The sequence below is a fragment of the Xanthobacter lutulentifluminis genome (assembly GCF_043194675.2).
In the GTDB taxonomy this organism is placed as follows: Bacteria; Pseudomonadota; Alphaproteobacteria; order Rhizobiales; family Xanthobacteraceae; genus Xanthobacter.
The window spans coordinates 2400662-2426205 of sequence record NZ_CM195525.1; the positions used below are offsets into that span (position 1 = coordinate 2400662).

Here is a 25544-nt window from a genome sequence, read left to right on the forward strand (position 1 = left end):
ACGTTTACCCTTCGAGCAGCGCGTCCTCGCCGGCGCGGAAGCGCTCGGCGAGGCTTTTGACCAGCGGCCCCATCCGGCTGCCGTTCGATCCCTTGACCATGAGCGTGTCGCCGTCGCGGATCGCCTGCGCCACCAGCGGCTCCAGGTGGCTCGCATGGGCGGCATAGCCGCCGCGCCGCGCGGCGGGCAGGGTCTGCCACAGGGCGTGCATCTGCGGCCCGCAGCAGAACACCTGATCGATGCGGGCGGCGTTGATCGCCTCGGCGAGGCCGGCGTGGTGGGCTTCCCCGTCCGGGCCCAGCTCCAGCATGTCGCCGAGCACCGCGATGCGCCGGCCGCGCGGCCCCACCGGGGTGCGGCTCAGCACGTCGAGGGCGGCGCGCATGGAGGCGGGGTTGGCGTTGTAGCTCTCGTCCAGCAGCGTCGCCGTGCCGCTCTTCAGCCGCAGCCGCACCGGCACGCCGCGTCCCGGCGGCGGGCGCAGCGCGGACAGGGCGAGGGCTGACAGGGCGAGGTCGGCACCGGCGAGCTTCGCCGCCGCCAGCACCGCCAGCATGTTCTGCACGATGTGGCGGCCGGGCATGCCCACCTTGAAGGTGACCGGCGTGCCCAAAACGTCGGCGACGCCGACCGAGCAATAGGATTGCAGCGCCACGTCGGTGAGGCGCACATCGGCGCCGGGGGCCTCGCCGAAGCTGACGATGCGCGCGATGCCGCGCGCGCGGGCCGCCGCGGCAAGCCGCGGGAACAGGGGATTGTCGAGGTTCAGCACCGCCGCCCCGCCCGGCTCCACCCCGTCGAAGATCTCGGCCTTGGCGTCGGCGATCTCCTCGATGGAGGAGAACTGGGCGATGTGCACCGGCTCCACCGTGGTGACGATGGCCACGTGCGGGCGCACCATGCGCACCAGCGGCGTGATCTCGCCGGGATGGTTCATGCCGATCTCGAACACGCCGTAGCGCGCCTCGCGGGGGAAGCGGGCGAGGGAGAGGGGCACGCCCCAGTGATTGTTGTAGGAGGCGGCCGAGGCGTGGGTCTCGCCATCGGCGCCGAGCGCGACGCGCAGCGCCTCCTTGGTGGTGGTCTTGCCCACCGACCCCGTCACCGCGACGATCTTGGCCTGCGAGCGCGCGCGGGCGGCGCGGCCGAGCGCCTCGAGGGCCGCGAGAACGTCGTCCACCACCAAGAGGCGCGCATCGGCGGGGAAGGTATCGGCCTTCTCGCGGGCCACCACCGCCACGGCGGCGCCAGCCTCCAGTGCCTTGGCGACGTAGGCATGGCCGTCGCTGTTCTCGCCGGCGATGGCGAAGAAGGCATCCCCCGGCGCGAGGGTGCGTGTGTCGATGGAGATGCCGGTCGCCGGGCGGGGCTCACCCCGCACCTCGGCTCCCAGGCCCGAAGCATCCATGGCCTCGCGCATTTCCGCGACGTCGTGCAGAACCCGGCTGCCCATGCTCATGCCGCCACCTCATTGAGAGCGGCGGAGAGCTCCGCCGCATCCGAGAACGGATATGTCCGGTCGCCGATGATTTGGCCGGTTTCGTGACCCTTGCCGGCAATCAGCAGCGCATCGCCCGGCTGAAGCAGCGCCACGCCGGCGCGGATGGCCTCGGCGCGATCGCCGATTTCCCGCGCCCCGCCGCCTGCGCCCTGCGTTCCGGCGAGGATCTCGGCGCGGATCTCGGCCGGTACCTCGCTGCGGGGGTTGTCGTCGGTGACGATCACCGCGTCGGCCTTGGCGGCGGCGATGGCGCCCATGATGGGCCTCTTGCCCCGGTCACGGTCGCCGCCGCAGCCGAACACCACCACGAGACGCCCCGGCACCGCGGCGCGCAGGGTGTCGAGCACGGTGGCGAGGGCCTCGGGCTTGTGGGCATAGTCCACGAAGGCGAGGCGGCGCGGGTCGTTGCCGATGCGTTCCAGCCGTCCCGGCACGCCCTGAAGCTCCGCAAGCGCGGCCAGCACCGCCCGCCGCTCCGCTCCGCAGGCGATGGCAAGGCCGGCCGCCAGCAGCGCGTTGTCGAGCTGGAACCGGCCCACTAGCGGCACCGTGGCGCTGGTGCCGTCGGCGAACATCACCTTCTGCCCGGCGCCGGCGCCGGTGACGGCGAACAGGTCGAGCCCCGCCTTCTGTCCCTCGCCGATGGGCAGCAGCCTGAGGCCGCGCGTCTCCGCCCAGGCGAGGGCGGCGGCCGCGAACGGGGCGCCGGTCACCGCCACGGCGGTGGCATCGTCCGGCAGCACCTGGGTGAACAGGCGCAGCTTGGCGCGGAAATAGGCGTCGATGGTGGGATGGTAGTCGAGATGGTCGCGGCCGAGATTGGTGAAGCCGCCGGCTTTGAGCCGCACACCGTCGAGCCGCTTCTGGTCGAGGCCGTGGGAGGAGGCCTCCAGCGCCATGTGGGTCACGCCCTCGCCGGCGAGGCGGTCGAGGGTGGCGTGCAGCTCCACCGGGTCGGGCGTCGTGAGGCTGCCATAGGTGGCGCCGTCCGGGGCCACGAGGCCGATGGTGCCGAGATAAGCGGCGGTGTGGCCCAGCCGGGCCCAGATCTGCCGCAGGAAATAGGCCACCGAGGTCTTGCCGGCGGTGCCGGTGACGGCGGCGATGGTGGCCGGCTGGCGTGGATAGCGCCGCGCCGCCGCCAGCGCGAGCGAGCGCCGCACGTCCAGCGAATAGGCGAGGGCGACGCCCGGCGGCAGCACCGGCCGGGGGGCGGCGGGCTCCATCAGCACCGCCGCCGCGCCGCGCGAGACCGCATCGGCGATGAAGCGGGCGCCGTCGGCATGCGTGCCGGGAATGGCGACGAACAGGTCTCCGGGCGTGATCCGCCGGCTGTCGGCGGACAGGCCGGTGATGGCCTCGTCCGCGCCGCCGGGCGTGAGGATGCGGGCGTGGCCGTCGAGGAGCTGTCCGAGGGGAAATGTCATCATCGGACCTCTTTTGGCATCCACCCGCGCCGATTGCCACCCCGCCCCGGCGCATGCCGGAACGTAGACGGTATCGCGGTCTGCCGCCCCCGGATCAGTGGCGGTCGGCGACCTTCACGGGCATCCGCAGGAGCTGCTCGGCATTGGGCAGGTTCTGGCGGGGCGCGATGTTCAGCATGGGCGCGATGCGCTCCACGATCTTGCCGGCGGTGGGGGCCGCGTTCCAGCCGGAGGTGGCGAAGCCGTAGGTCTCCGAGGTGGCCTTGGGCTCGTCCAGCATGACCAGCACCAGGTAGCGCGGCTTATCCATCGGGAACACCGCCGTGAAGGAGGTGAGCAGCTTGTTCTTCGCGTAGCGGCCGTTGATGACCTTTTCCGCCGTGCCGGTCTTGCCGCCCACCAGATAGCCGGGCACCTCCGCCTTGGTGGCGGTGCCCTTCTCGGCGTTGAGGCGCATGATGTAGCGCATCTTGTCGGAGGTCTCGGGCTTCAGCACCCGCACCGCCACCTTCTGCGCCTCCTCGGGGGTGCGCTTCAGGAAGGTGGGCGGGATGAGATAGCCGCCGTTGACCATGGAGTTCACCGCCATCACCGCCTGCAGCGGCGCGACCGAGAGGCCGTGGCCGAAGGCGATGGTGGCCGAGTTCAGCTCGCCCCAGCGCCGGGGCACGATGGGGAAGGAGCTTTCCGGCAGCTCGGTCACCAGCCGGTCGAGCTGGCCCATCTTCTTCAGGAACGCCTTGTGCGCCTCCACGCCGAGCGCCAGCACCATCTTGGCGGTGCCGATGTTGGAGGAGACGAGGAAGATCTCGGGCACGGTCAGCACCCGGTTCTCGGCGTGGTAGTCGGAGATCTTGAAGCGGCCGAAATGCAGGGCGCTGCGGGCGTCGAAGGTGGAGTTCAGGCCGATCTTGCCCGAATCGAGCGCCATGGCGAACGACAGCGCCTTGAAGGTGGAGCCCATCTCGTACACGCCGGTGGTGAGGCGGTTGAGGTAGGCGTCATCCTTCGGGTTGCCGGGCACATTGGGGTCGAAGTCCGGCAGCGAGACCATGGAGACGATCTCGCCGGTATCCACGTCCGTCACCACGGCCATGGCGTGCAGGGCGGAGAACTTGTTCTTGGCGCGCACCAGCTCGTCACGCACGGCATGCTGCACACGCATGTCCATGGAGAGCTGCACCGGCTCCTGCTGGCGGTCGGTGGCGAAGCCGGCGAGGTGCAGCTCGGCGAGGCCGCGGCCGTCGATGTACTTCTCGAGGCCCGAGATGCCCTGGTTGTCCACGTTCACGCCGCCGATGACGTGGGACAGGATGGGGCCGTCGGGATAGATGCGGCGGTTTTCCTTGAGGAAGCCGATGCCGGGGAGGCCAAGCCGGTGGATGGCGCGCATCTGCGCCGGCGTGATCTCCCGCTTCAGCCAGGCGAAGCCCTTGCCGGAATTGAGCCTTTTGCGCGCTTCCTCGACGTCGAGGTCGGGCAGGACCTTCAGCAGGCCTTCGAGCGCCTCGTCGGGGTCGATCAGGCGCTTGGGCTCGGCGAACAGGGAGGGGGACTTCACGTCGATGGCGACGATGTCGCCGTTGCGGTCGATGATGTCCGGCCGGGCGGAGGACACCGCGTCGGCACCGCGCCCGCGGGTCGCCCCGGGGTCGGAATTCATGGCGAGATGGGCGAGTTGGGCGCCGATGGCCACGAACACCAGGCAGAACGCGCCCATGACGATCTTGATTCGCCCGCGCGCCACCGTCTCCGCGTCGCCGCGGTCGAGCCCGAACAGGCCGCGCACCATGTGGCGGCCGGCGCGGTAGGTGAGGTGGCCGAGCCGGACGGTCAGCGGCCACAGCACGTTCCAACTGGCGATGGCGGCGCGCTTCAGCCCGGCGAGGGTGGCGCGGCCGGCGGCGCGGGCGAGGCGGCCCAGCGTCTCCAGCAGGGAGGCGCAGGCGGCATCGGCGCGCGCGATCTCGGGGCCGGCGGCGGCGGCGAGATCACCGGCGATGCGGGAAAGGCGGGCGGAGAGGGACGGGTTTTCGACCATGACGACCTCGTCAGCGCCCGAGCATGCCAGGCGGCAGGAGGCGGGCGAGCGCCTCGAGCGGATTGGAGGGAGGGGCTTCCGGCGCCGGCGCGGCCTCGGCCACAGGGGCGGCGGCGCCGGGCGCGGCAAGACCGGGCGCGGGACGGGTCGCCGGCGGGCGGGGGCTCGTGGCGCTCGCCACCGGCTTGGGCGGGGCGGGGGTCGGCGGCTTGGCCGGGCGCAGCGCCGATGTGGCGGGCACGGTGGCGCCGCCGGAGCTGGTGGGGGCGGTGGACGAGCCGGTGGGCCTGGAACTGGTGGACGAGGTGACCAGCGGCGCGTCCACCAGCGCCTCGATCATGCCGCCGATGCCGTCGCCGGGGTTGGCCGGCTTCTCGGGCAGATCGTCGAGGCTGGAGATGGAATCGACGTCGAGCCGCTTCATGTCCAGATGCCGCTCGGCGAGGCCCTGGATGTAGATCGGCGAGGTGCGCCGCGCCCATTCCGCCCGCATGAGGGAGATGGCGTCGCGCTCCTTGCGGATCTGCACGCGCAGGGATGCCAGCCGCTCGGCCTCGGAGGTGGAGGCATATTTCAGCTGGTAGACCACGGCTGCGGTCACCAGAAGCGCGATGACCATCACGACGTTGGCGACCCGGAACATGGTGTCTAGCGTCTCCGCCCTTGGCGTTGCGGTGATGGGGGCGGAAGCAGCCCCATCAGGTCACCGCCCGGATGCGCCGGGGCGTTCGTACGTTCGGCCGCGCGAAGCTTCGCGGACCTTGCGCGCGGGTTGCCTGCCACTTCGTCGGGACCGGGTTCCACCGCTCCCTTCGCCAGGAGGCGGAAGGAGGGCTCCGGACCTTCCGCCTGCGGCAGGTGGCGCGACGCGGACGGTGCCTTGGACCGGTTTGACAGAAAAGTCTTAACGATCCTGTCTTCCAGCGAGTGGAAGGTGACCACCACCAGCCGGCCGCCCGGGGTCAAGGCCCGCTCGGCGGCGGCAAGTGCCTCCACCAGCTCGGACAATTCCTCGTTCACCGCGATGCGCAGGGCCTGGAAGGTGCGGGTGGCGGGATGCACCTCGCCCGGCTTCGCCCACACCACGCGGGAGACGATCTCGGCGAGCTGGGCGGTGCGGGTGATGGGCGCCTCCTCCCGCGCCTTGACGATGGCGCGGGCGATGGCGCGCGAGTGCCGCTCCTCGCCGAAGGTCCAGATGATGTGGGCGAGGCGCACCTCATCGAGGGTGGCGACGAGATCGGCCGCCGACAGCCCGTCGCTGCCCATGCGCATGTCGAGCGGACCGTCGCGGCGGAAGGAGAAGCCGCGCTCCGCCTCGTCCAGCTGCATGGAGGAGACGCCGATGTCCAGCACCACGCCGTCGAGCGGCAGGAAATCGTGGGCCTCGGCGATCTCGTCGAGCTGGGAGAAGCGGTCCTGCACCAGCAGCAGGCGCCCGCCAGACGCCGTGACCAGCGCCTGCCCGCCGGCGATGGCGGTGGGGTCGCGGTCGATGGCGAGCACGCGGCAGCCGGCCGCGCCGAGGATAGCGGCGGTGTAGCCTCCCGCGCCGAAGGTGCCGTCCACGTAATGGCCGGCATCCTTCGGCGCGAGGTGCGCGAGAACCTCGCGGAGCATCACCGGCAGATGACGGGCCGGTCCGCCAGCGGCGTCGGCGGGGCCGACCCCGTGGCCCGTCGTCATGTCCTGTCGCCCCTCGGGTTCTCCGCTCGGGAGCCGATGGCCTGGCGCAGCTCGCGCACCCTACGGGTGGCCTCCGCGAGATGTGCCTTCAGCCGCTCCGGTTCCCAGATCCGGAACTTGTGCCCCAGGCCCACGAACGCCACCTGGTCGGTGATCGCCGCATGAGCCTTCAACGTGTCGCTCAGCACCACCCGCCCCTCCGGATCGATCCGCAGCGTCTCGCTGGTGCCGTAGAGGGCGGCCGCCAGCTCCTCGCGCGCCTCGGAATAGGGCGGATAGCTCTCGATCAGCGCGTCGATCTCGCCGATCAGCCGGTTGCCGCCGGCATCGAGCGCGGGTTCCGCCAGGCTCGGGTGGCAGTAGAGGCCCTCCGCGCCGTCCTTGGTCAGCACCGTGCGGAAGGGCGCGGGGATGGAAACCCGGCCCTTGGCGTCGAGCCGCATCGTGTAGGTGGACACGAAGCGGTCCATGGCGCCCGGGTGCCCCTTCCTGTGGCGTGCGCGGTGAGCCGCGCCAGCCCCCGACGGCAAGCGCCGTCCATCCTGTTCATGGGTAACAATGGGCTAACATGGGAAATCATGGGCGTCAAACGGAAGCGGATGGGCGGAGGCGCGCGACGGCGGCCTGCGGGCGGCGCCGGGCCTCAGCGGAACCTTCTCCCGCGTGCGACCGGCGGCCGGAGAGGGAAGGCGCTTCCCTTCGTCCGAGCCTTCTCCAACCGGGAGCCGTCGCCCGCCCCGCCGGCGCGCCATCAACGCGTCGCCGGCCCACAAACGCGAAAGGCCCCGCCGTCGGGTGGACGGCGGGGCCTTCATGTCGCTGCCAGCTTGCAGGGTCCGGAGAGCGGAGCGGCCGGTCAGCCCGCCTTGGCGGCGAGCGCCTGAGCCACCTTGGAGGCGGGGGTGCGGCCCAGCGCGCCGGTGATGGCGCGGCCGGCGGCGGCGAGGGCGTCGAGGTCGACGCCGGTCTCCACGCCCAGCCCGTCCAGCATGTAGACCAGATCCTCGGTGGCGAGGTTGCCCGAGGCGCCCTTGGCATAGGGGCAGCCACCGAGGCCCGCCACCGCCGCATCCACTGTGGCGATGCCGAGGTCCAGGCAGGCCAGCACGTTGGCGAGCGCCTGCCCGTAGGTGTCATGGAAGTGCAGGGCGGTGCGTTCGGTGCCGATGTTGCGCGCCACCGCCTGCGCCATGGCCTTCGCCTTGTCGGGCGTGCCGACGCCGATGGTGTCGCCGAGCGAGACCTCGTAGCAGCCCATGGCCACCAGCGCCTCGGACACCTCCACCACCTTGGCCACCGGCACCTCGCCCTGATAGGGGCAGCCCAGCACGCAGCTCACATAGCCGCGCACCGCCACGCCGCGGGCGCGGGCGAGGTCCGCCACCGGGCGGAAGCGCTCCAGGCTCTCGGCGATGGTGCAGTTGATGTTCTTGGCCGCGAACGCCTCGGAGGCGGCGGTGAACACGGCCACCTCCTCCACCCCGGCCGCCAGCGCCAGCTCCAGCCCCTTGAGATTGGGGGTGAGCACGGGATAGCGCACGCCCTCGCGCCGGCCGATGGCGGCCAGCACCTCGGCGGTGTCGGCCATTTGCGGCACCCATTTCGGCGAGACGAAGGAGCCGCTCTCGATCACCTTCAGGCCGGCGTCGGCGAGGGCGTCGATCAGCGCCACCTTGGCCGCGACGGGCACGAGGCCCGGCTCGTTCTGGAGCCCGTCGCGCGGGCCGACCTCGACGATGCGCACGGATGCGGGGCGGGCCATCATGCGTCCTCCAGCACGAGCAGCTCGGCGCCTTCGTCCACCAGGTCGCCCACGGCGAACTTCAGCGCCTTGATGCGGCCGTCGCGGGGGGCGGCCACGGTGTGCTCCATCTTCATGGCTTCCACCACCACCAGGGCGGCGCCCTTTGTCACCTCCTGCCCCTCCTGAACCGCGATGCGGATGATGGTGCCGGGCATGGGCGCGACCAGGCGGCCGGCGGTGCCGGTGGCGGCCTGCGAGGCGAGGCGCGGGTCGACGAACTCGACCGCGTGCTCCCCGCCGCGCACGAACACGGTGAGGCGGGTGCCGGTGCGGATCACCCGCGCGGTCAGCGCCACTCCCTCGAGGCGGGCGCGGATGGAGCCGTCGGCCTCGCCGTCGCCTTCCACCAGCATGTCGCCGCCGGGAAGCGAGAGCACGAAGCCCGAGGGCCGGAAGTGCGCCCGCACCATGATGCGGCGCTCCTGGTCGGCGAAGGTCAGGTCCACATGGGCGTCGCGGTTGAGCCGCCAGCCGGGGGCGAGGCCCCAGGGCGACCACGGGTCCGCCGCGTCCACCGTCTCGGCCGACTGGCGGGCCTCCTCCTTCAGGATCGACAGGGCGGCCAGCGCCAGCACCGTGTCGTCGAGCGGGGCGGGGGGCGGCAGCAGCGCGTCGTGGTGCCGGGCGATGAAGTTGGTGTCCAGCTCCGCCGCGGCGAAGGCAGGATGGGCGGCGATGGCTTTCAGGAACACGCGGTTGGTGGCGAGGCCCACCACCTCGGTGGCGGCCAGCGCCGCCTCCAGCCGCCGCACCGCTTCCAGCCGGTCGGCGCCGGCGACGATGATCTTGGCGATCATCGGGTCGTAATGGATGGAGACGGTGTCGCCGGCGCGCACGCCGGTGTCCACGCGGGTGCCCGGCAGGTGCGACGGCAGCACCAGATGATCCAGCCGGCCGACCTGGGGCAGGAAGTCCCGCGCCGGGTCCTCGGCATAGAGGCGCACCTCCATGGCGTGGCCGATGAGGGGGATCTCCGCCTGCGCCAGCGGCAGCGGCTCGCCCTGCGCCACGCGGACCTGCCACTCCACCAGATCCTGCCCGGTGATGGCCTCCGTCACCGGATGCTCCACCTGCAGGCGGGTGTTCATCTCCATGAAGTAGAAATTCTCGCCCTCGGCGATGAACTCCACCGTGCCGGCGCCCACGTAGCCCACCGCGCGGGCGGCATCCACCGCCGCCTTGCCCATGGCGGCGCGGCGTTCCGGCGTCATGCCGGGGGCGGGGGCCTCCTCCACCACCTTCTGGTGCCGGCGCTGGATGGAGCAGTCGCGCTCGTGCAGGTAGACCGCCCCGCCGAGGCTGTCGGCGAACACCTGCACCTCGATGTGGCGCGGGGTGGTGAGATACTTCTCCACCAGCACCCGGTCGTCGCCGAACGCGCTCTTCGCCTCGCGCTTGGCGGAGGCGAGGGCGTCGGCGAACTCGCCGGCGGCGCGCACCACCTTCATGCCCTTGCCGCCGCCGCCGGCGGAGGCCTTGATGAGCACGGGATAGCCGATGCGATCCGCCTCGCGGGCGATAAGCGCCTCGTCCTGGTCCTCGCCGTGATAGCCGGGCACCAGCGGCACGCCGGCCGTCTCCATCAGCGCCTTGGCCGCGCTCTTGGAGCCCATGGCGCGGATGGCGGACGCCGGCGGGCCGACGAAGATGATGCCGGCCTTCTCGCACGCCTCGGCGAAATCGGCATTCTCGGAGAGGAAGCCATAGCCGGGATGGATGGCGTCCGCCCCGCTCCTGCGGGCGGCATCGAGGATGGCGTCGATGCGCAGATAGCTCTCGCGCGCCGGGGCGGGGCCGATGGGATAGGCCTCATCGGCGCTCGCCACGTGCAGCGCGTGCGCGTCGGCATCGGAATAGACGGCGACAGTGCGGATCCCCATGGCACGCGCGGTGCGCATCACGCGCACGGCGATCTCGCCGCGATTGGCGACGAGCAGGGTGCGGATCGGGCGGATCATGAAGCCCCCCAGTTCGGCTTTCTTTTTTCAAGGAAGGCGGTGACACCCTCGCGGCCGTCGGCGCTGACGCGCTGGTCGGCGATGCGGTGGGCGGTGTCCTCCACCACGGCGTCGTCGAGCGGCCGCGCCACGGCGGCGATGAGGTCCTTGCAGGCGGTCACGGCGGCGGGGCTCGCCGTCTTGAGCGCCTTCAGGTGCCGGGCGAGCGCGGCGTCGAGCTCCTCGGTCGGCACCACCTCGTGGACGAGGCCCAGCGCCAGCGCGGTGGCGGCGGAGAAGCGCTCGGCGGTGAGGAAATAGCGCCGCGCCTGCCGCTCGCCCATGGCCCGCACCAGATACGGGCTGATGACGGAGGGGATCAGGCCGATGCGCACTTCGGTGATGGCGAACTCGGCCTCCGGCACCGCCACCGCGATGTCGCTCGCCGCGATCAGTCCGGTGGCCCCGGCGAAGGCCGCGCCATGGACGCGGACCAGCGTCGGCTTGGGGCACTGGTCGATGGTGCGCATGAGGCGCGCCAGCGCGCGGGCGTCGGCGAGGTTCTCCTCGCGCGAGTAGCCGGCCATGCGCCGCATCCAGTTGAGATCGGCGCCGGCGCAAAAGGCCGGGCCGTTGGCGCGCAGCAGGACCGCGTTGACGGTCGGATCTGTGCCGGCGGCCTCATACGCCGCCGTGAGGGCGGCGATGAGAGCGTCGTCGAAAGCGTTGCGCACCTCCGGCCGGTCGAGGGTGAGGATGGCGACGCCATCCTCGATGGCGGTGGTGAGGCCGGTGCTGGCCGTGCTCATGGTGGCCGTGCTCATGGGGCGCTCCGTCGCGCGGGGGCCGCGAAGGCCGGAAGGGCGGGCGCGGCCATCACATGCGGAACACGCCGAAGCGCGTCTCCTGCTCGGGGGCGTTGAGGGCGGCGGAGAGGGCGAGGGCCAGCACCATGCGGGTGTCGGCGGGGTCGATCACCCCGTCGTCCCACAGCCGGGCCGAGGAATAATAGGGGTGGCCCTGCACCTCGTACTGGGTGCGGATGGGCGCCTTGAACGCCTCCTCCTCCTCGGCCGGCCACTTGCCGCCGCGCCCCTCGATGCCGTCGCGCTTCACCTGCGCCAGCACGCCGGCCGCCTGCTCGCCGCCCATCACCGAGATGCGGGCGTTGGGCCACATCCACAGGAAGCGCGGGTCGAAGGCGCGGCCGCACATGCCGTAATTGCCGGCGCCGAAGGAGTTGCCGATCACCACGGTGAACTTCGGCACGCTGGCGCACGACACGGCGGTGACGAACTTGGCGCCGTCCTTGGCGATGCCGCCCGCCTCATACTTCCGCCCCACCATGAAGCCGGTGATGTTCTGCAGGAAGACCAGGGGAATATTGCGCTGGCAGCACAATTCCACGAAGTGCGCGCCCTTCAGCGCGCTCTCGGAGAAGAGAATGCCGTTGTTGGCGATGATGCCCACCGGATAGCCGAAGATGCGGGCGAAGCCGGTCACCAGCGTCTGCCCGTAGAGCGGCTTGAACTCGTCGAACTCGGACGCATCGACGATGCGGGCGATGATCTGCCTCACATCGAACGGCTGCTTGGGATCGGCCGAGACGATGCCGTAGATTTCCTTCGGATCGTAGAGCGGCGCGCGCGGCTCGCGGATGTCGAGGCTATGCGCCTTGGTGGTGTTGAGATCGGCGACGATGGAGCGGGCGATGCCGAGCGCGTGGGCGTCGTTCTCCGCCATGTGGTCGGCGACGCCGGAGGTGCGGGTGTGGACGTCCGCGCCGCCCAGCTCTTCGGCGGTGACGACCTCGCCGGTGGCTGCCTTCACCAGCGGCGGGCCGCCGAGGAAGATGGTGGCCTGGTTCTTCACCATGATGGACTGGTCGGCCATCGCCGGCACATAGGCGCCGCCGGCAGTGCACGAGCCCATGACCACCGCGATCTGCGGAATGCCCTCGGCGGACATGTTGGCCTGGTTGAAGAAGATGCGGCCGAAATGCTCGCGGTCGGGGAACACCTCGTCCTGATTCGGCAGGTTGGCGCCGCCGGAATCCACCAGGTAGATGCACGGCAGGTGGTTCTCCCGGGCGATGGCCTGGGCGCGCAGGTGCTTCTTCACCGTCATGGGGAAGTAGGTGCCGCCCTTCACCGTCGCATCATTGGCGACGATGAGGCATTCGCGGCCGGACACGCGGCCGATGCCGGTGATGATGCCGGCCGCCGGCACCTCGTCGCCGTACATGCCGTGGCCGGCGAGCTGGGAGAGTTCCAGGAACGGCGAGCCGGTGTCCAGCAGGGTGCGGATGCGGTCCCGCGGCAGCAGCTTGCCGCGCTTCAGGTGGCGTTCGCGCGCCACCTCGCCGCCGCCTTCGGCGATCTTCTCCACCGTCGCCCTCAGATCGGCGACGGAGGCCTCCAGGGCTTCCCGGTTGCGGCGGAATGCGTCGGAGCGGCGGTCAACCGCATCCTCGATGGTCGCCATGAGCGCTCTCGCCCTCCAATGGACTTGGAAACAGTGGACTTGGAAACGACGGACCTGGGCATGCCCGACCTTGGAATGGTCGACATGGGCACTGGACTTGGGGGCACTGGACTCGGGGCGGCTGGCCGGCCGGAGCAGGATGCGCCGCCTGGCGCGTCACGGGCGCGGGCGGTGGGCGGCGATCTTCCTCCGGTGCCGGTCAGCGCCGGCTTGGAAACGATCGTACGTTTTTTTCCGGGTCGTGCAAGCGTTTTGGTGGAGGAAATCGATCGACCGCCGCAACTCCAGGCGAAGGCTGCCGGCGCGTGGGCTTCAGCGCCGCCGGCCGCGCTCGGCGGGGGCGGCGGCGGCCGGTGCCTTCGGCATCCGGGCCTTGCGTGGCGCAGCCTCGCGCTCAGCGGTTTCGTGCGGCTGGAGCGGCGCCGCATCGGCGGCGAGCAGGCGCGGCGCGGCGGGCTGGGCCTGCCCGAGGACGCCCGACACCACGAGGCCGGTATAGATCTCCACCAGCTCGTCCTGGGTGAGGCGGCCGCCGGGGCGGTACCACATGCAGATGCCGGTGAGCATGGAGATGATGGCGTAGGTGGCCACCTTCGGCTCGCTCACCTGGAACGCCCCGTCATCCGCGCCCTGGCGCAGGATCTCCTCCAGCAGCCCCTCGTAGCGCCGGCGCAGGCCCATCACCACCGCGCGGTGCTCGTTCTCGAGGCTGCGGATCTCCATGTTGGCGATGAAGACGTGCGCCATGCGCGTCATGTGGTAGCGCAGGTGGAAGGCGGCGAAGGTCTTCAGCCGCGCCATGGGGTCGGTGATGCCGGCAAGGTCCGCCTCGGCCTTGCCGAGCAGGTCCTCCATGTGGTCGCGGACGATGTCGAACAGGAGGTTCTGCTTGTTCTCGAAATACTTGTAGAGCGAGCCCGACTGCAGGCCCACCTCGGCGGCGAGCTGGCGCAGGCTCATGGCCTCGTAGCCGTGCCGGTAGATGAGCTTCACGCCCGCCTGCCGGATGGCTTCGGCGGTGCGGGCGCCGTTGGAACCGATGGTGCGGGCCATGGCCTTCCAGAACGTTGCGTCCGGCCGCGCGGCGGCGTGACCGGACCGTGTGACCCTCGGATGCGGGATCCGGCGCGGGCGGAGATTCGCCGCCGAGCTTACCTCCACCGCCGCGCCAGATCATCCTGCGACAGGAAATGCCGCTTGACCAGAATAAAAAAGAACGCTTGATTGTTTCTACAACCCGGCGAAACGACCGGGCGGCGGCGCCGAGCCAAACCGCACAGCGGGGGCGCCCAAGGAGGAGACGACGTCATGGCGACCCTGAGGGCGAGACATCAATCCTTGTGCATCGAGATCGCGTGGGATGCCTGTCCGCTGTAGTGGACCCATCCATCGGCGTCGATGTGCCCGGTATCCCCGGTGATGTAATAGGCGTTTCCGAACCTGAACCTGGCTTTCGTCGCGGCCTCGTCCTTCCTGTAGGCGCGAAACCAGAACAGCGGCGAGCGGCGGACGTGGATCGCCAGTAATCCCTCCGCGCCCGCCTCCAGCTCGGCGCCGGTGTCATCGAGAACGACGAGGGAGAAGCCGGGCGCGACCCGGCCGACCGACACACGGTTCAGGGAGCGGGGATCATGCGGGTCATGCTTCATGCCGACGATCATCCCCGCCTCGCGGTGACCATACTGGTTCACCAGCGGGACGCCGAGCTTCTGCGTGACCCAGGCGATGATGTCCTGGGGCAGCGGCTCGCCGCCCACCGTCACCATCCGCAGCGCCAGCTGGTGCGATGCGGTGGACGGATCGCCCCGCCGCCACGCCCGGATCTGGGAGGGTGCGGCGGTGAGGTTGGTGACGCGGAACTTCGACAGGACGCGGTAGCCCTGCGAGACATCGTAGGGCCCGTCGCAGAACAGGATGGAGCTGCCGATCAGCAGCGGGCCGACGAGACCGTAGAAGATCCCGTATTCCCAGCCCTGGTCGGTCATGTTCCAGAACACGTCCTCGTCCCGGACATCGAGCCCGTGGCGCATGTATTGCTCGATCTCGGCGAGGGCGCGGACCGGCGTCAGCAGGCCCTGCCGAGGTTCGACCGTCTTTGCTGAATAGGTCATCATGAAGGGGTCGTTTTCCGCGTAGGTCGCGGCGTCGGTCATGGGTTCCGCCTCGTAGATCGAGGACCAGAACTGGGTGACGCGCCCTTCTATGCGGTTGATGTGGTCTCCCTCGACGAGAAAGACCGGCGTCGTTGGCTTGATGTACTTCCGGGCCCGCTCGATCAGCACCCGGTTTGCAATGATGGCCTTCACGCCGCTCGCTTCCAGGCGGGCATTCACCGCCGATGCGGAATAGGTGGAGAACAGCGGCATGTAGACGGCGCCGACCCGCCAGATCGCGAGCGCGGCGATGATGAGCTCGACGCCCTTGGGCAGCATGACGGCAACGCAGTCGCCTTTCCTGATGCCGATGGTCGCCAATACACGAGCAAAGCGAGATGAATAGTCAGCAAGCCTGCCAAAGCTCAGTTCGGATGTCTGGCCCGACACGGATTCGTGGATCATGGCCGGATGCGAGCGCTTGCCGGGCAGGTGCCGGTCGCACAGCAGGTGGGCGAGGGGGATCGCCTCTCCCCGATACTCCGGCCGCTGGTACAGGCTTGGATCAACCGTGGAATCCGCTTCCGCCGCCAGCTCCGCCGCCTTTCCGGCGCGATCGCTCAGGCTCAGGAAGAAGGCGCCGAGCGAATACAGCCGCGCGGCCGGGTCATAGGCGAGCAGGCCCTCGTGCACCAGCGCCGCGGCCAGCCGGTGCGCCGTGGGCTTGGACAGGCCGGTGTCCTCCACGAGATCTGCCAGCCGCGCGCCGAGCGGCGGCGCGCTGGCGACGGCCCGCAGGACGGCCACGGCGCGGGACAGGCTCTGCGCGCCCTTGGGGGAATTTGTGTCAAGGTCCAGAGATACAGTCATGTCTCACAATGTGAGATGATTTCGGGGCGCCCGCAATATTTTTCTGAAGTTCGCGGGATGCTCTTGCAAGATGTGAGATGACGCTAGATAATGTCGCCTAATATCGTCTCACAATATGAGACATGGCCCAGAGAGGCCGCCCCGTTACGGGATTGAGGGAGGGGAAATATGTCGCTACCCGCAGCTTCGGCTGGGGCTGATCCGGTCACGGCCGCTCTCCTGAGCATCGAGAACATCTCGCTGCGGTTCGGCGGGCTCAAGGCCCTGTCCGACGTGAGCTTCCATGTGCGTCCGGGCGAGCTGTTCTCCATCATCGGCCCGAACGGCGCAGGCAAGACGTCGATGCTGAACTGCATCTCCGGCCGCTACTCGCCCACCGAGGGCCGGGTGCGGTTCGACGGGCAGGACGTGACGCGCCTGAAGCCCAACCGGCGCGCCGCCATCGGCATCGGCCGCACGTTCCAGAACCTCGCGCTGTTCAGCCACATGAGCGTGCTCGACAACATCATGGTCGGCCGGCATCACCTCCTGAAGAACAACTTCCTCACCGGCGCGCTCTACTGGTTCGGCGGCGCCCAGAAGGAAGAGCTGGAGCATCGCCGCAAGGTGGAGGAGGTGATCGACTTCCTCGACATCCAGCATGTGCGCAAGGCCACCGCCGGCACCCTCTCCTACGGCCTGCGCAAGCGGGTGGAGCTGGCGCGCGCCGTGGCGCTGGAGCCCAAGCTGATCCTGCTCGACGAGCCCATGGCCGGCATGAACCTCGAGGAGAAGGAGGACATGGCCCGCTACATCGTCGATCTCAACGAGGAATGGGGCATGACGATCATCATGATCGAGCATGACATGGGCGTGGTCATGGACATTTCCCACCGCGTCATGGTGCTCGACTTCGGACGCAAGATCGCCGAGGGCCTGCCGGCCGACGTGCTCGCCAACGAGCATGTGCGCAAGGCCTATCTGGGCGAGGAGGATCCCCTCCTCGAGGACGAGGCGGCCCCCGCCGCCCTGAGCGCGTGAGGCGTCCCATGGCTGAGACCCGCATCACCGCCGCCTATCCGGACGTCACCGTCCACGACACCCTGCCGAAGCTGCTCGCCCTCAACGCCCGCAACCATCCGGACGACGTGTGGCTGCGCGAGAAGGACCTCGGCATCTGGATCTCCTACACCTGGCGGCAGGTTGCCGAGCGGGTGCGGGACATCACCCTCGGCCTCACCACGCTCGGCGTCGCCCGGGGCGACGTGGTGGGCCTTCTGGGCGACAACCGCCCCGAATGGCTGATGGCGGAGATCTCCACCCACGCGCTCGGCGGCATGAGCCTCGGCATCTACCGCGACGCGCTGGCGGACGAGGTGGCCTATCTCATCACCTATGCCGACGTTGCCGTGGTGTTCGCCGAGGACGAGGAGCAGGTCGACAAGCTGCTCTCCCTCGAGGAGAAGATCCCCACCGTCCGGCACATCGTCTATTCCGACCCGCGCGGCATCCGCAAATATGACGATCCGCGCCTGATCTCCCTGAAGGAGCTGGAGAAGCGCGGCGCCGCCCTGGCTGCAAGCGATGCCGGCGCCTACGACCGGCTGGTGGCGGCGGGCAAGGGCACCGAGGTCGCCATCCTGTGCACCACCTCGGGCACCACCTCCCATCCCAAGCTCGCCATGCTCACCGCCGGCGCGGTGCTCAGCCACTGCCGGGCGTATCTCGACATGGACCCGCGCGGCCCTGACGAGGAATATGTCAGCGTGCTGCAGATGCCGTGGATCATGGAGCAGATCTACGCCTTCGGTCAGGCGCTCATCTCCCGCATGAAGGTCAACTTCGTGGAGGAGCAGGAGACGCTGATGGCCGACATGCGCGAGATCGGCCCCTCGTTCGTGCTGTTCGCCCCGCGCGTGTGGGAGCAGATCGCCGCCGACGTGCGCTCGCGGATGATGGATTCTTCCGCCTTCAAGCGCGCCATGTTCGATCTCGGCATGAAGCTCGGCCTGAAGGCGCTGGACCAGGGCCGGCGCTCGCCGCTGGCGGACTTCATCCTGTTCCGCGCCCTGCGCGACCGGCTCGGCTTCTCGCACCTCAAGTCGGCCGCGACCGGCGGCGCAGCTCTGGGGCCCGACACCTTCCGCTTCTTCCTCGCGCTCGGCGTGCCCATGCGCCAGCTCTACGGCCAGACCGAGCTGCTCGGCGCCTACACCCTGCACAAGGGCGACGACGTGGACTTCGACACGGTCGGCGTGCCGTTCGAGGGCGTGGAGATCCGCATCGACGATCCCGACCAGAACGGCCTCGGCGAGGTGGTCACCCGCCATCCCAACGTCTTCACCGGCTACTTCCGCAACGACGAGGAGACGCAGAAGTCGTTCCACGAGGGCGGCTGGATGCGCACCGGCGACGCCGGCTTCTTCAACAAGAAGGGCCATCTGGTGGTCATCGACCGCGTGCGCGACATGGCGAAGACCGCGCTCGGCGACCGCTTCTCGCCGCAATACATCGAGAACAAGCTGAAGTTCTCGCCCTATGTGGCCGAGGCGGTGGTGCTCGGCGACGGACGTGACAGCCTCGCCGCGCTCATCTGCATCCGCTTCTCCATCGTCTCCAAGTGGGCGGAGAAGAACCGCATCGCCTTCACCACCTACACCGATCTCTCCGCCAAGCCGGAGGTGATCGCGCTCCTCACCAAGGAGGTGGAGGCGGTGAACCGCACCCTTGCGGACAAGCAGCGCATCGGCCGCTTCCTGCTGCTCTACAAGGAGCTCGACGCCGACGACGGCGAGCTCACCCGTACCCGCAAGGTGCGCCGCGGCGTCATCAACGAGCGCTACGGCTCGATCATCGATGCCATGTACGAGGGGCAGAAGGTGATCGACGTGGACACCACCATCACCTTCCAGGACGGCACCCGCCAGCGCGTGAAGACCAAGCTGGACGTGATCGACCTCGGCGCCCCGCCGCCGGCCAAGGGCGGCGGCGAGAGGAGGGCGGCATGACACCCTGCGCCTCCCGTCCCGTCCCCCGGTTCCCCTTCCTGCCGGAGTGCATCTGATGCAGTCCCAGCTTCTTCTTCAGCTCATCATCAACGGGCTCATCATCGGCACGCTCTACGGCGTGGTCGGCATGTGCTTCGTGCTCATCTACAAGGCCTCGCAGGTGGTGAACTTCGCCCAGGGCGAGTTCCTGCTCATCGGCGCCTGGACCTGCTGGTGGCTGCTCACCGCCTGGAACATCCCCTTCTTCTGGGGCTTCCTCATCGCGGTCTGCTTCATGATGGTGTTCGGCGTCGCCGTTCAGATGGTGGTGCTGCGGCCGCTCATCGGCGAGCCGATCATCTCGGTCATCATGGTGACCATCGGCCTTTCCATCTTCTTCCAGGCGCTGATGAAGTGGATGTTCGGCACGTTCGCGCAGCCGTTCCCGCCCATCTTCAGCGTGGCCAAGGTGGATATCCTCGGGCTGCAGGTGCAGACGGCCTATCTCATGTCCACCGGCGTGAGCCTCGCGATCATGGCCGGCTTCGCCTGGTTCTTCAAATACTCGCGGCTCGGCCTCGCCATGCGGGCCACCGCCTTCTCCCAGCAGGTGGCGCAGTCGCTCGGCATCTCGGTGCGCCAGGTGTTCGCCCTGTCGTGGGGCATCTCGGCGGCGGTCTCGGCGGTCGCCGGCGTGGTGGTGGGCATCGTCAACGGCGTGTCCTCGGCCTTGTCCTACTTCGGCATCAAGGTGTTCCCGGCGGTGATCCTCGGCGGCCTCGACAGCGTGTTCGGCGCGGTGGTGGGCGGCCTGATCGTCGGCCTCCTGGAAAACCTCGGCCAGTACGTGGACAGCCAGTTCCTGAAGTGGGGCAACCTCTACGAGATCATCCCCTTCTATGCCCTCATCATCATCCTCATGATCAAGCCCTACGGGCTGTTCGGCACCCGCGACATCGAAAGGGTCTGACGCCATGGCCATCTCCACCATGCGCCCGTGCGGGGACTATCGCACCAGCTACCGGGCCGACCAGACCATCTTCGCGACGCGGCTCACCTGGCTGTTCTGCGTCGGCGCCGTGGTCCTCCTGTGCTTCGCGCCGTTCTTCTTCTCGCGCTACGTGCTGAGCCTGATGATCCAGATCGGATATCTCGGCATCGCCGCGCTGGGGCTGAACATCCTGGTCGGCTTCTCCGGCCAGATCTCCATCGGCCATGCGGTGTTCTTCGGCTTCGGCGGCTTCGCCTCGGCCTTCCTCGCCGACAAGGGCCTGCCGGTGCCGCTCGCCATCGTGCTGGCGGGCGTGTGGACCACCGCCGTCGGCCTCATCTTCGGCCTGCCGGCCGCGCGGGTGAAGGGGCTCTACCTCGCCATCGCCACGCTGGCCGCCCAGTTCATCCTGCAGGATTTCTTCGTGCGGGCGGAGTGGTTCACCGGCGGCACCCACGGCGCCATTGCCGCGCCCTTCACCCTGTTCGGCTATGACCTGTCGGGCGACGACAAATACTTCTACGTGGTGCTGTTCTTCGTGGTGGTGATGTATCTCGGCGCCACCAATCTGATGCGCAGCCGCGACGGGCGGGCGCTGATCGCGGTGCGCGACCATTATCTCTCCGCCGAGATGATGGGCGTGAACCTCACCAAGTACCGCACCATGGCGTTCGGCATCTCGTCCTTCTATGCCGGCATCGGCGGGGCGCTCTATGCGCACTACGTCGGCTTCATGTCGGTGGAAGGGCTGGACATCCTGTTCTCCATCCAGTTCCTCGGCATGATCATCATCGGCGGGCTCGGCTCCATCATGGGCTCGCTCATGGGCACCATCTTCATGGTGCTGCTGCCGGAAGCCACCGGCTGGCTCGCCGCCGCGCTCCAGGGCTCGGCCATCGACCAGATGCTGCACCTGAAGGACGGCATCACCTACATGCGCGAGATGCTGATCGGCGCGACGATCATCCTGTTCCTGATCTTCGAGCCGGACGGCCTCGCCCATCGCTGGCGCCTCATCAAGGCTTACTGGAAGCTCTACCCCTTCTCGTTCTGATACCAATAGACCGGCCGAGGCGGCGCAGAACCGCCCGGTCCCCGCAGGGATGGAGACCTGCCCTGCCGCCGCTGAAGGCGGACGGGGCAGGCTCCGGAGGAAAAACCAAGGAGACGTACATGAAGCGGATCACCTTCTCCCTCGTCTCGGCGCTCGCGCTCGCCGCCGCCGCGCCGGCTGTCGCCCAGTCCATCAACATCGGCCATCTCGCCGACTATTCGGGCGGCACCTCGGACGTGGGCCAGCCCTACGGCCAGGGCATCCAGGACACCATCGCCTGGATCAACAAGAACGGCGGCGTGAACGGCAAGCCGATCAACTCCGACTTCAACGAGTACGGCTACCAGGTGCCGCGCGCGCTGGCCGCCTTCAAGAAGTGGGTGGGCTCCGACAAGGTGGTCGCCATCCAGGGCTGGGGCACCGCCGACACCGAAGCGCTGGTGCAGATGGTGACCAAGGAGCAGATCCCCTACTATTCCGGCTCCTACTCCGCCTCGCTGACCGACCCGGTGGGCAAGGTGAACGCCAAGAGCGAGCGCGCCGCGCCGTTCAACTTCTTCTACGGCCCGTCCTATTCGGACGCCGCCCGCGCCATGGTGCAGTGGGCCGCCGACGACTGGAAGGCCAAGGGCAAGCCCGGCAAGCCCAAGTGGGTGCACATGGGCGCCAACCACCCCTATCCGAACTCGCCCAAGGAGGCGGCGGCCGAGTACGCCAAGGAGCTCGGCTTCGAGGTGCTCGATCCCATCACCTTCGCCCTCACCCCCGGCGACTACACCCCCCAGTGCCTGACGCTGAAGCAGGCCGGCGCCAACTACGCCTATCTCGGCAACACCGCCGGCTCCAACATCTCGGTGCTGAAGGCCTGCAAGACCGCCGGCGTGGAGGCGCAGTTCCTCGGCAATGTGTGGGGCATGGACGAGAACGCCATGAAGGCGGCCGGCGAGGCGGCGAACGGCGTGGTGTTCCCGGTGCGCACCGCCGTCACCTGGTCCGGCTCGGCGCCGGGCCTCGCCACCGCGAAGGAGATCTCCAAGATGTCCGACGCCTCCGGCACCGCCTATCGCCCGGTGCACTATCTGTCGGCCATCTGCACCGCCCTCTACATGAAGGAGGCGATGGAGTGGGCGGACAAGAACGGCGGCGTCACCGGCATCAAGATCCGCGACGGCATGTACCAGAAGAAGGACTGGGTGCCGAAGGGCATGGAGGGCGTGTGCAATCCCTCCACCTGGACCGCCACGGACCACCGCCCCACCACCCGCGTGGATCTCTATCGCGCCGTGGTGACCGGCCCGACCGAGGGCTCGGTGGCCGATCTGGTGAAGAGCGGCACCATCAAGCTCGAGAAGGTCGCCACCGTCGACCTGCCGCGCAAGACCGAGCTGCAGGGCTGGTGAGCCCGACCGCGCGCGCAATCCCGCGCGCCTGACGATGCGCCCCCTCCCCCCGCGCGGGGGAGGGGCACCTCGCGACCCGATCCGGAGACAGCCATGGCCGAGGCCGCCCTGAAGCTCGAACCCGCCGCCGAGACCGCGCCGCCGCTCCTGTCGGTGGACAATATCGAGGTGGTCTACAACGACGTCATCCTGGTGCTGCGCGGCCTGTCGCTGAAGGTGCCGCAGGGCAAGATCGTGGCGCTGCTCGGCTCCAACGGCGCCGGCAAGTCCACCACGCTGAAAGCCATCTCCGGCCTCCTGAAGACCGAGGACGGCGAGATCACCCGCGGCGAGGTCAATTTCCTCGGCCAGAAGATCAACGGCATCGAGCCGGACCAGATCGTGCGGCGCGGGATCTTCCAGGTGATGGAGGGCCGCAAGATCGTGGCCGACATGACCTGCCTCGAGAACCTGCGCCTCGGCGCCTTCACCCGGCGCGACAACCAGGTGAAGAGCGACATCGAGCGCGTCTACGAATACTTCCCGCGTCTCAAGGAGCGCACCGGCCTCGCCGGCTATCTCTCCGGCGGCGAGCAGCAGATGCTGGCCATCGGCCGCGCCATCATGTCCCGCCCCAAGCTCATCCTGATGGACGAGCCGTCCATGGGCCTCTCGCCGCTGCTGGTGAAGGAGGTGTTCGCCATCATCAAGAAGCTCAACGCGGAGCTCGGCGTCACCATCCTGCTGGTGGAGCAGAATGCCCGCGTGGCGCTCTCGGTGGCGGACTACGGCTACATCATGGAGCAGGGCAAGATCGTGCTCGACGGCACCGCGACCGCGCTCCAGTCCAACGAGGACGTGAAGGAATTCTACCTCGGCCAGGGCGGCGGCGAGGAGCGCAAGTCCTTCAAGAACCTCAAGAGCTTCAAGCGCCGCAAGCGGTGGCTGTGAGGCGTCCGTGAACGGCAACGCCCCGGACAGGCGACGGCGCCGCCGCAGCGCCGATCCGGGGTCCAGGAGAAGAGTTCCAGGAGAAGGATTTCGGCGCGGCCGGCCGGTGGGGCCGGCGGGACCGATTGAGCCGCATTCGGCGAACCGGGGCGTGGGCCCCGGCTCTCCTTCCGCTCGCGCTCCAGACGGCCGGGGAGCAGAGCATTCGACCGGCCAGCTTGCGACACGAGCCCGACCATGACCGATCCGAACCGCCATTACGACGCGCGCGAGACCCGCGCTCCGGAAGCCCGCGAGGCGGCGCTGCTGCAGGCGCTGTCCGCGCAGGTGGCCCACGCCAAGGCGAGGGCGCCCTATTTCTCCGCGCTGTTCAGGGACGTGGACCCGGCCGCCATCACCAGCCGGCAGGCGCTGGCGCAGCTGCCGGTCACCCGCAAGTCCGACCTGCTGGAGATCCAGCCGAAGAGCTACCCGTTCGGCGGGCTCAACGCGACGCCTCCCGGCAAGCTCGCGCGCATCTTCATGTCGCCCGGGCCGATCTATGACGTGGAGGGCCTCGGCCCGGACTTCTGGCGCTTCGCCCGCGGCCTGTTCGCGGCCGGCTTCCGTGCCGGCGACATCGTCCACAACACCTTCTCCTATCACCTCACCCCCGCCGGCTCGATGGTGGAGAGCGGCGCCCATGCGCTCGGCTGCGCGGTGGTGCCGGCGGGCGTCGGCCAGACCGACCTGCAGCTGCGCGCCATCGCCGACATCCGCCCGCAGGGCTATGGCGGCACGCCCTCCTTCCTCAAGATCCTGGTGGACAAGGCGCGCGAGACCGGCGCCGACATCTCCTCGCTGAAGAAGGCGCTGGTGACCGGCGAGGCCTTCCTGCCCCACCACCGGGCCGAGCTGAAGGCCGCCGGCATCACCGCGCGCCAGTGCTACGGCACCGCGGACCTCGGCCTCGTCGCCTACGAGAGCGAGGCCGAGGAGGGCATGATCGTCAATGAGGGCTGCCTCGTGGAGATCCTGCGCCCCGGTACAGGCGATCCGGTGGAGACCGAGGGCGAGGTGGGCGAGGTGGTCGTCACCCTGTTCGAGCCGGACTATCCCCTCGTGCGCTTCGCCACCGGCGACCTGTCCGCCGTGCTGCCGGGGGTGAGCCCCTGCGGGCGCACCAACGTGCGGCTGAAGGGCTGGCTGGGCCGCGCCGACCAGGTGACGAAGATCCGCGGCATGTTCGTCCACCCCGTGCAGGTGGCGGCGGCGGTGAAGAAGCATCCGGCGGTGGCCAAGGCCCGGCTCGTGGTGGACCGCAAGGGCGATCAGGACGACATGCTGCTGGAGGTCGAGGTGGCGGATGCCGCGGCGCTCGCGGAGGAGGCCCTGATCGACGACCTGCGCGCCACCACCAAGCTGCGCGGCCGCGTCGCCATCCTCGCCCCGGGCACCCTGCCGGCCGATGCCAAGACCATCGAGGATCGCCGGCCGATCTGAGGCGACAGCACCGGCCAGCAGCACCTTCCATCGGTCATGTGACGACGGGCGCGGGGAGAACTCTCCGCGCCCGTTTCCCGTCCGGGGGACGAAGCCGCGCCGATCAGCGCGCCGCGGCGATGGCCCGCCGCAGGGTGCGGGCGGCGGCTTCCGGATCGGGCGCGGCGCAGATGGCCGAGACCACCGCGACCCCGTCCGCGCCGGCGCGGATCACGTCCGCCGCGCTGGCGGCATCCAGCCCGCCGATGCCGACGATGGGCAGGCGCGTGAGGGCGCGCACGGCGGCGACGCCGCCTGGCCCGATGGCCGAGCCCGCATTGGCCTTGGTGCCGGTGGCCTTCACCGGGCCGACGCCCAGATAATCCACCACCGAGAGGTCGGAGCCGGCATGCTCGGCCGGGCTGCCCACCGACAGGCCGAGGATGCGGCCGGGGCCGAGCAGCGCCCGCGCGTCGGCGGGCGCCATGTCGTCCTGCCCGAGGTGGACGCCATCGGCCCTGGCGGCGACGGCGACGTCCACCCGGTCGTTCACGATCAGGGGGATGCCGAGCGGGGCAAGCAGCGCCTTCAGCACCCGCGCCTGCTCCACCAGCGCGCGGCCGTGGGCGTCGGGATCGCGCAGCTGGACGATGGTGGCGCCGCCCCGCACCGCAGCCTCCACCACGGGCGCGAGCCCGCGCGCCGCGACGAGGCGGGGATCGGTGACGAGATAGAGCGTGAGGTCGACTGCCTGGGCCATGGTGGGAACCTCTTTGCGGAACCTCTGTGCCGGGCCTGCGATGCGTGCAGACCGCGGCCCGTGAAAGCCGCCGCCCCGCACCGGATCCCGCGCGACCGCCGCAAGAGCGGGCGCCACCGGCTGCTGCGGCGCCGCGCGC

At 69.6% G+C, this 25544-nt stretch carries 20 protein-coding genes; 7 read left to right on the forward strand and 13 right to left on the reverse strand.

Annotation, left to right across the window (positions count from 1 at the left end; genetic code table 11):
- Nucleotides 1-4: 4 nt before the first annotated feature.
- The 12 genes from V5F49_RS10980 to V5F49_RS11035 form a co-directional block, all read right to left on the reverse strand.
- On the reverse strand, nucleotides 5-1453 hold the full coding sequence (locus tag V5F49_RS10980; RefSeq protein ID WP_394115884.1) for a UDP-N-acetylmuramoylalanyl-D-glutamyl-2,6-diaminopimelate--D-alanyl-D-alanine ligase: 1449 nt from the start codon (nucleotides 1451-1453) through the stop codon (nucleotides 5-7).
- A gap of 2 nt (nucleotides 1454-1455) precedes the next feature.
- Nucleotides 1456-2928, reverse strand: coding sequence for a UDP-N-acetylmuramoyl-L-alanyl-D-glutamate--2,6-diaminopimelate ligase (locus V5F49_RS10985; RefSeq protein ID WP_394115766.1), 1473 nt, complete (start codon nucleotides 2926-2928; stop codon nucleotides 1456-1458).
- A 94-nt stretch (nucleotides 2929-3022) separates the two neighbouring features.
- The gene (locus V5F49_RS10990; protein ID WP_394115883.1) at nucleotides 3023-4720 is read right to left on the reverse strand and encodes a peptidoglycan D,D-transpeptidase FtsI family protein; all 1698 of its coding nucleotides are present in this window, start codon (nucleotides 4718-4720) and stop codon (nucleotides 3023-3025) included.
- A gap of 259 nt (nucleotides 4721-4979) precedes the next feature.
- Complete coding sequence (ftsL, locus tag V5F49_RS10995) at nucleotides 4980-5612, reverse strand: cell division protein FtsL (RefSeq protein ID WP_394115765.1); 633 nt, start codon at nucleotides 5610-5612, stop codon at nucleotides 4980-4982.
- A gap of 5 nt (nucleotides 5613-5617) precedes the next feature.
- Nucleotides 5618-6655: a 16S rRNA (cytosine(1402)-N(4))-methyltransferase RsmH gene (gene rsmH, locus V5F49_RS11000; RefSeq protein ID WP_394115764.1), complete on the reverse strand. Its 1038-nt coding sequence runs from the start codon at nucleotides 6653-6655 to the stop codon at nucleotides 5618-5620.
- Entirely contained in the window at nucleotides 6652-7125 is a 474-nt protein-coding gene (locus V5F49_RS11005; protein ID WP_394115763.1) for a division/cell wall cluster transcriptional repressor MraZ, read from the reverse strand. Before V5F49_RS11005 ends, rsmH begins: the two co-directional genes overlap by 4 nt.
- 386 nt (nucleotides 7126-7511) lie before the next feature.
- Complete coding sequence (locus tag V5F49_RS11010; protein WP_394115882.1) at nucleotides 7512-8417, reverse strand: hydroxymethylglutaryl-CoA lyase; 906 nt, start codon at nucleotides 8415-8417, stop codon at nucleotides 7512-7514.
- Nucleotides 8417-10417, reverse strand: coding sequence for an acetyl/propionyl/methylcrotonyl-CoA carboxylase subunit alpha (locus tag V5F49_RS11015; protein ID WP_394115762.1), 2001 nt, complete (start codon nucleotides 10415-10417; stop codon nucleotides 8417-8419). The genes V5F49_RS11010 and V5F49_RS11015 overlap by 1 nt, the downstream gene beginning before the upstream one ends.
- Nucleotides 10414-11220, reverse strand: coding sequence for an enoyl-CoA hydratase/isomerase family protein (locus tag V5F49_RS11020; protein WP_394115761.1), 807 nt, complete (start codon nucleotides 11218-11220; stop codon nucleotides 10414-10416). The genes V5F49_RS11015 and V5F49_RS11020 overlap by 4 nt, the downstream gene beginning before the upstream one ends.
- Nucleotides 11221-11272: 52 nt before the next feature.
- Nucleotides 11273-12880: a carboxyl transferase domain-containing protein gene (locus tag V5F49_RS11025; RefSeq protein ID WP_394115760.1), complete on the reverse strand. Its 1608-nt coding sequence runs from the start codon at nucleotides 12878-12880 to the stop codon at nucleotides 11273-11275.
- Nucleotides 12881-13192: 312 nt separating this feature from the next.
- On the reverse strand, nucleotides 13193-13933 hold the full coding sequence (locus V5F49_RS11030) for a TetR/AcrR family transcriptional regulator (protein ID WP_394115759.1): 741 nt from the start codon (nucleotides 13931-13933) through the stop codon (nucleotides 13193-13195).
- Nucleotides 13934-14211: 278 nt separating this feature from the next.
- Nucleotides 14212-15843: an AMP-binding protein gene (locus V5F49_RS11035; protein ID WP_394115758.1), complete on the reverse strand. Its 1632-nt coding sequence runs from the start codon at nucleotides 15841-15843 to the stop codon at nucleotides 14212-14214.
- 168 nt (nucleotides 15844-16011) lie between these two features.
- Between V5F49_RS11035 and V5F49_RS11040 the strand changes: the two genes are divergently transcribed.
- From V5F49_RS11040 to V5F49_RS11070, 7 genes are all read left to right on the forward strand, one after another.
- The gene (locus V5F49_RS11040; RefSeq protein ID WP_394115757.1) at nucleotides 16012-16863 is read left to right on the forward strand and encodes an ABC transporter ATP-binding protein; all 852 of its coding nucleotides are present in this window, start codon (nucleotides 16012-16014) and stop codon (nucleotides 16861-16863) included.
- 8 nt (nucleotides 16864-16871) lie between these two features.
- Entirely contained in the window at nucleotides 16872-18830 is a 1959-nt protein-coding gene (locus V5F49_RS11045) for a long-chain fatty acid--CoA ligase (protein ID WP_394115756.1), read from the forward strand.
- 55 nt (nucleotides 18831-18885) lie between these two features.
- Entirely contained in the window at nucleotides 18886-19779 is an 894-nt protein-coding gene (locus V5F49_RS11050; protein ID WP_394115755.1) for a branched-chain amino acid ABC transporter permease, read from the forward strand.
- Between the two features lie 4 nt (nucleotides 19780-19783).
- Nucleotides 19784-20854 carry a branched-chain amino acid ABC transporter permease gene (locus V5F49_RS11055; RefSeq protein WP_394115754.1) on the forward strand — a complete coding sequence of 357 codons (1071 nt, stop codon included), beginning with the start codon at nucleotides 19784-19786 and terminating at the stop codon, nucleotides 20852-20854.
- 119 nt (nucleotides 20855-20973) lie between these two features.
- Nucleotides 20974-22254, forward strand: coding sequence for an ABC transporter substrate-binding protein (locus V5F49_RS11060; protein WP_394115753.1), 1281 nt, complete (start codon nucleotides 20974-20976; stop codon nucleotides 22252-22254).
- Between the two features lie 93 nt (nucleotides 22255-22347).
- Entirely contained in the window at nucleotides 22348-23184 is an 837-nt protein-coding gene (locus tag V5F49_RS11065) for an ABC transporter ATP-binding protein (protein WP_394115752.1), read from the forward strand.
- A 237-nt stretch (nucleotides 23185-23421) separates the two neighbouring features.
- On the forward strand, nucleotides 23422-24666 hold the full coding sequence (locus tag V5F49_RS11070) for a phenylacetate--CoA ligase family protein (RefSeq protein ID WP_394115751.1): 1245 nt from the start codon (nucleotides 23422-23424) through the stop codon (nucleotides 24664-24666).
- A 103-nt stretch (nucleotides 24667-24769) separates the two neighbouring features.
- On the opposite strand, the gene thiE is transcribed toward V5F49_RS11070, so the two are convergent.
- Complete coding sequence (thiE, locus tag V5F49_RS11075; RefSeq protein ID WP_394115750.1) at nucleotides 24770-25405, reverse strand: thiamine phosphate synthase; 636 nt, start codon at nucleotides 25403-25405, stop codon at nucleotides 24770-24772.
- Between the last annotated feature and the right edge of the window lie 139 nt (nucleotides 25406-25544).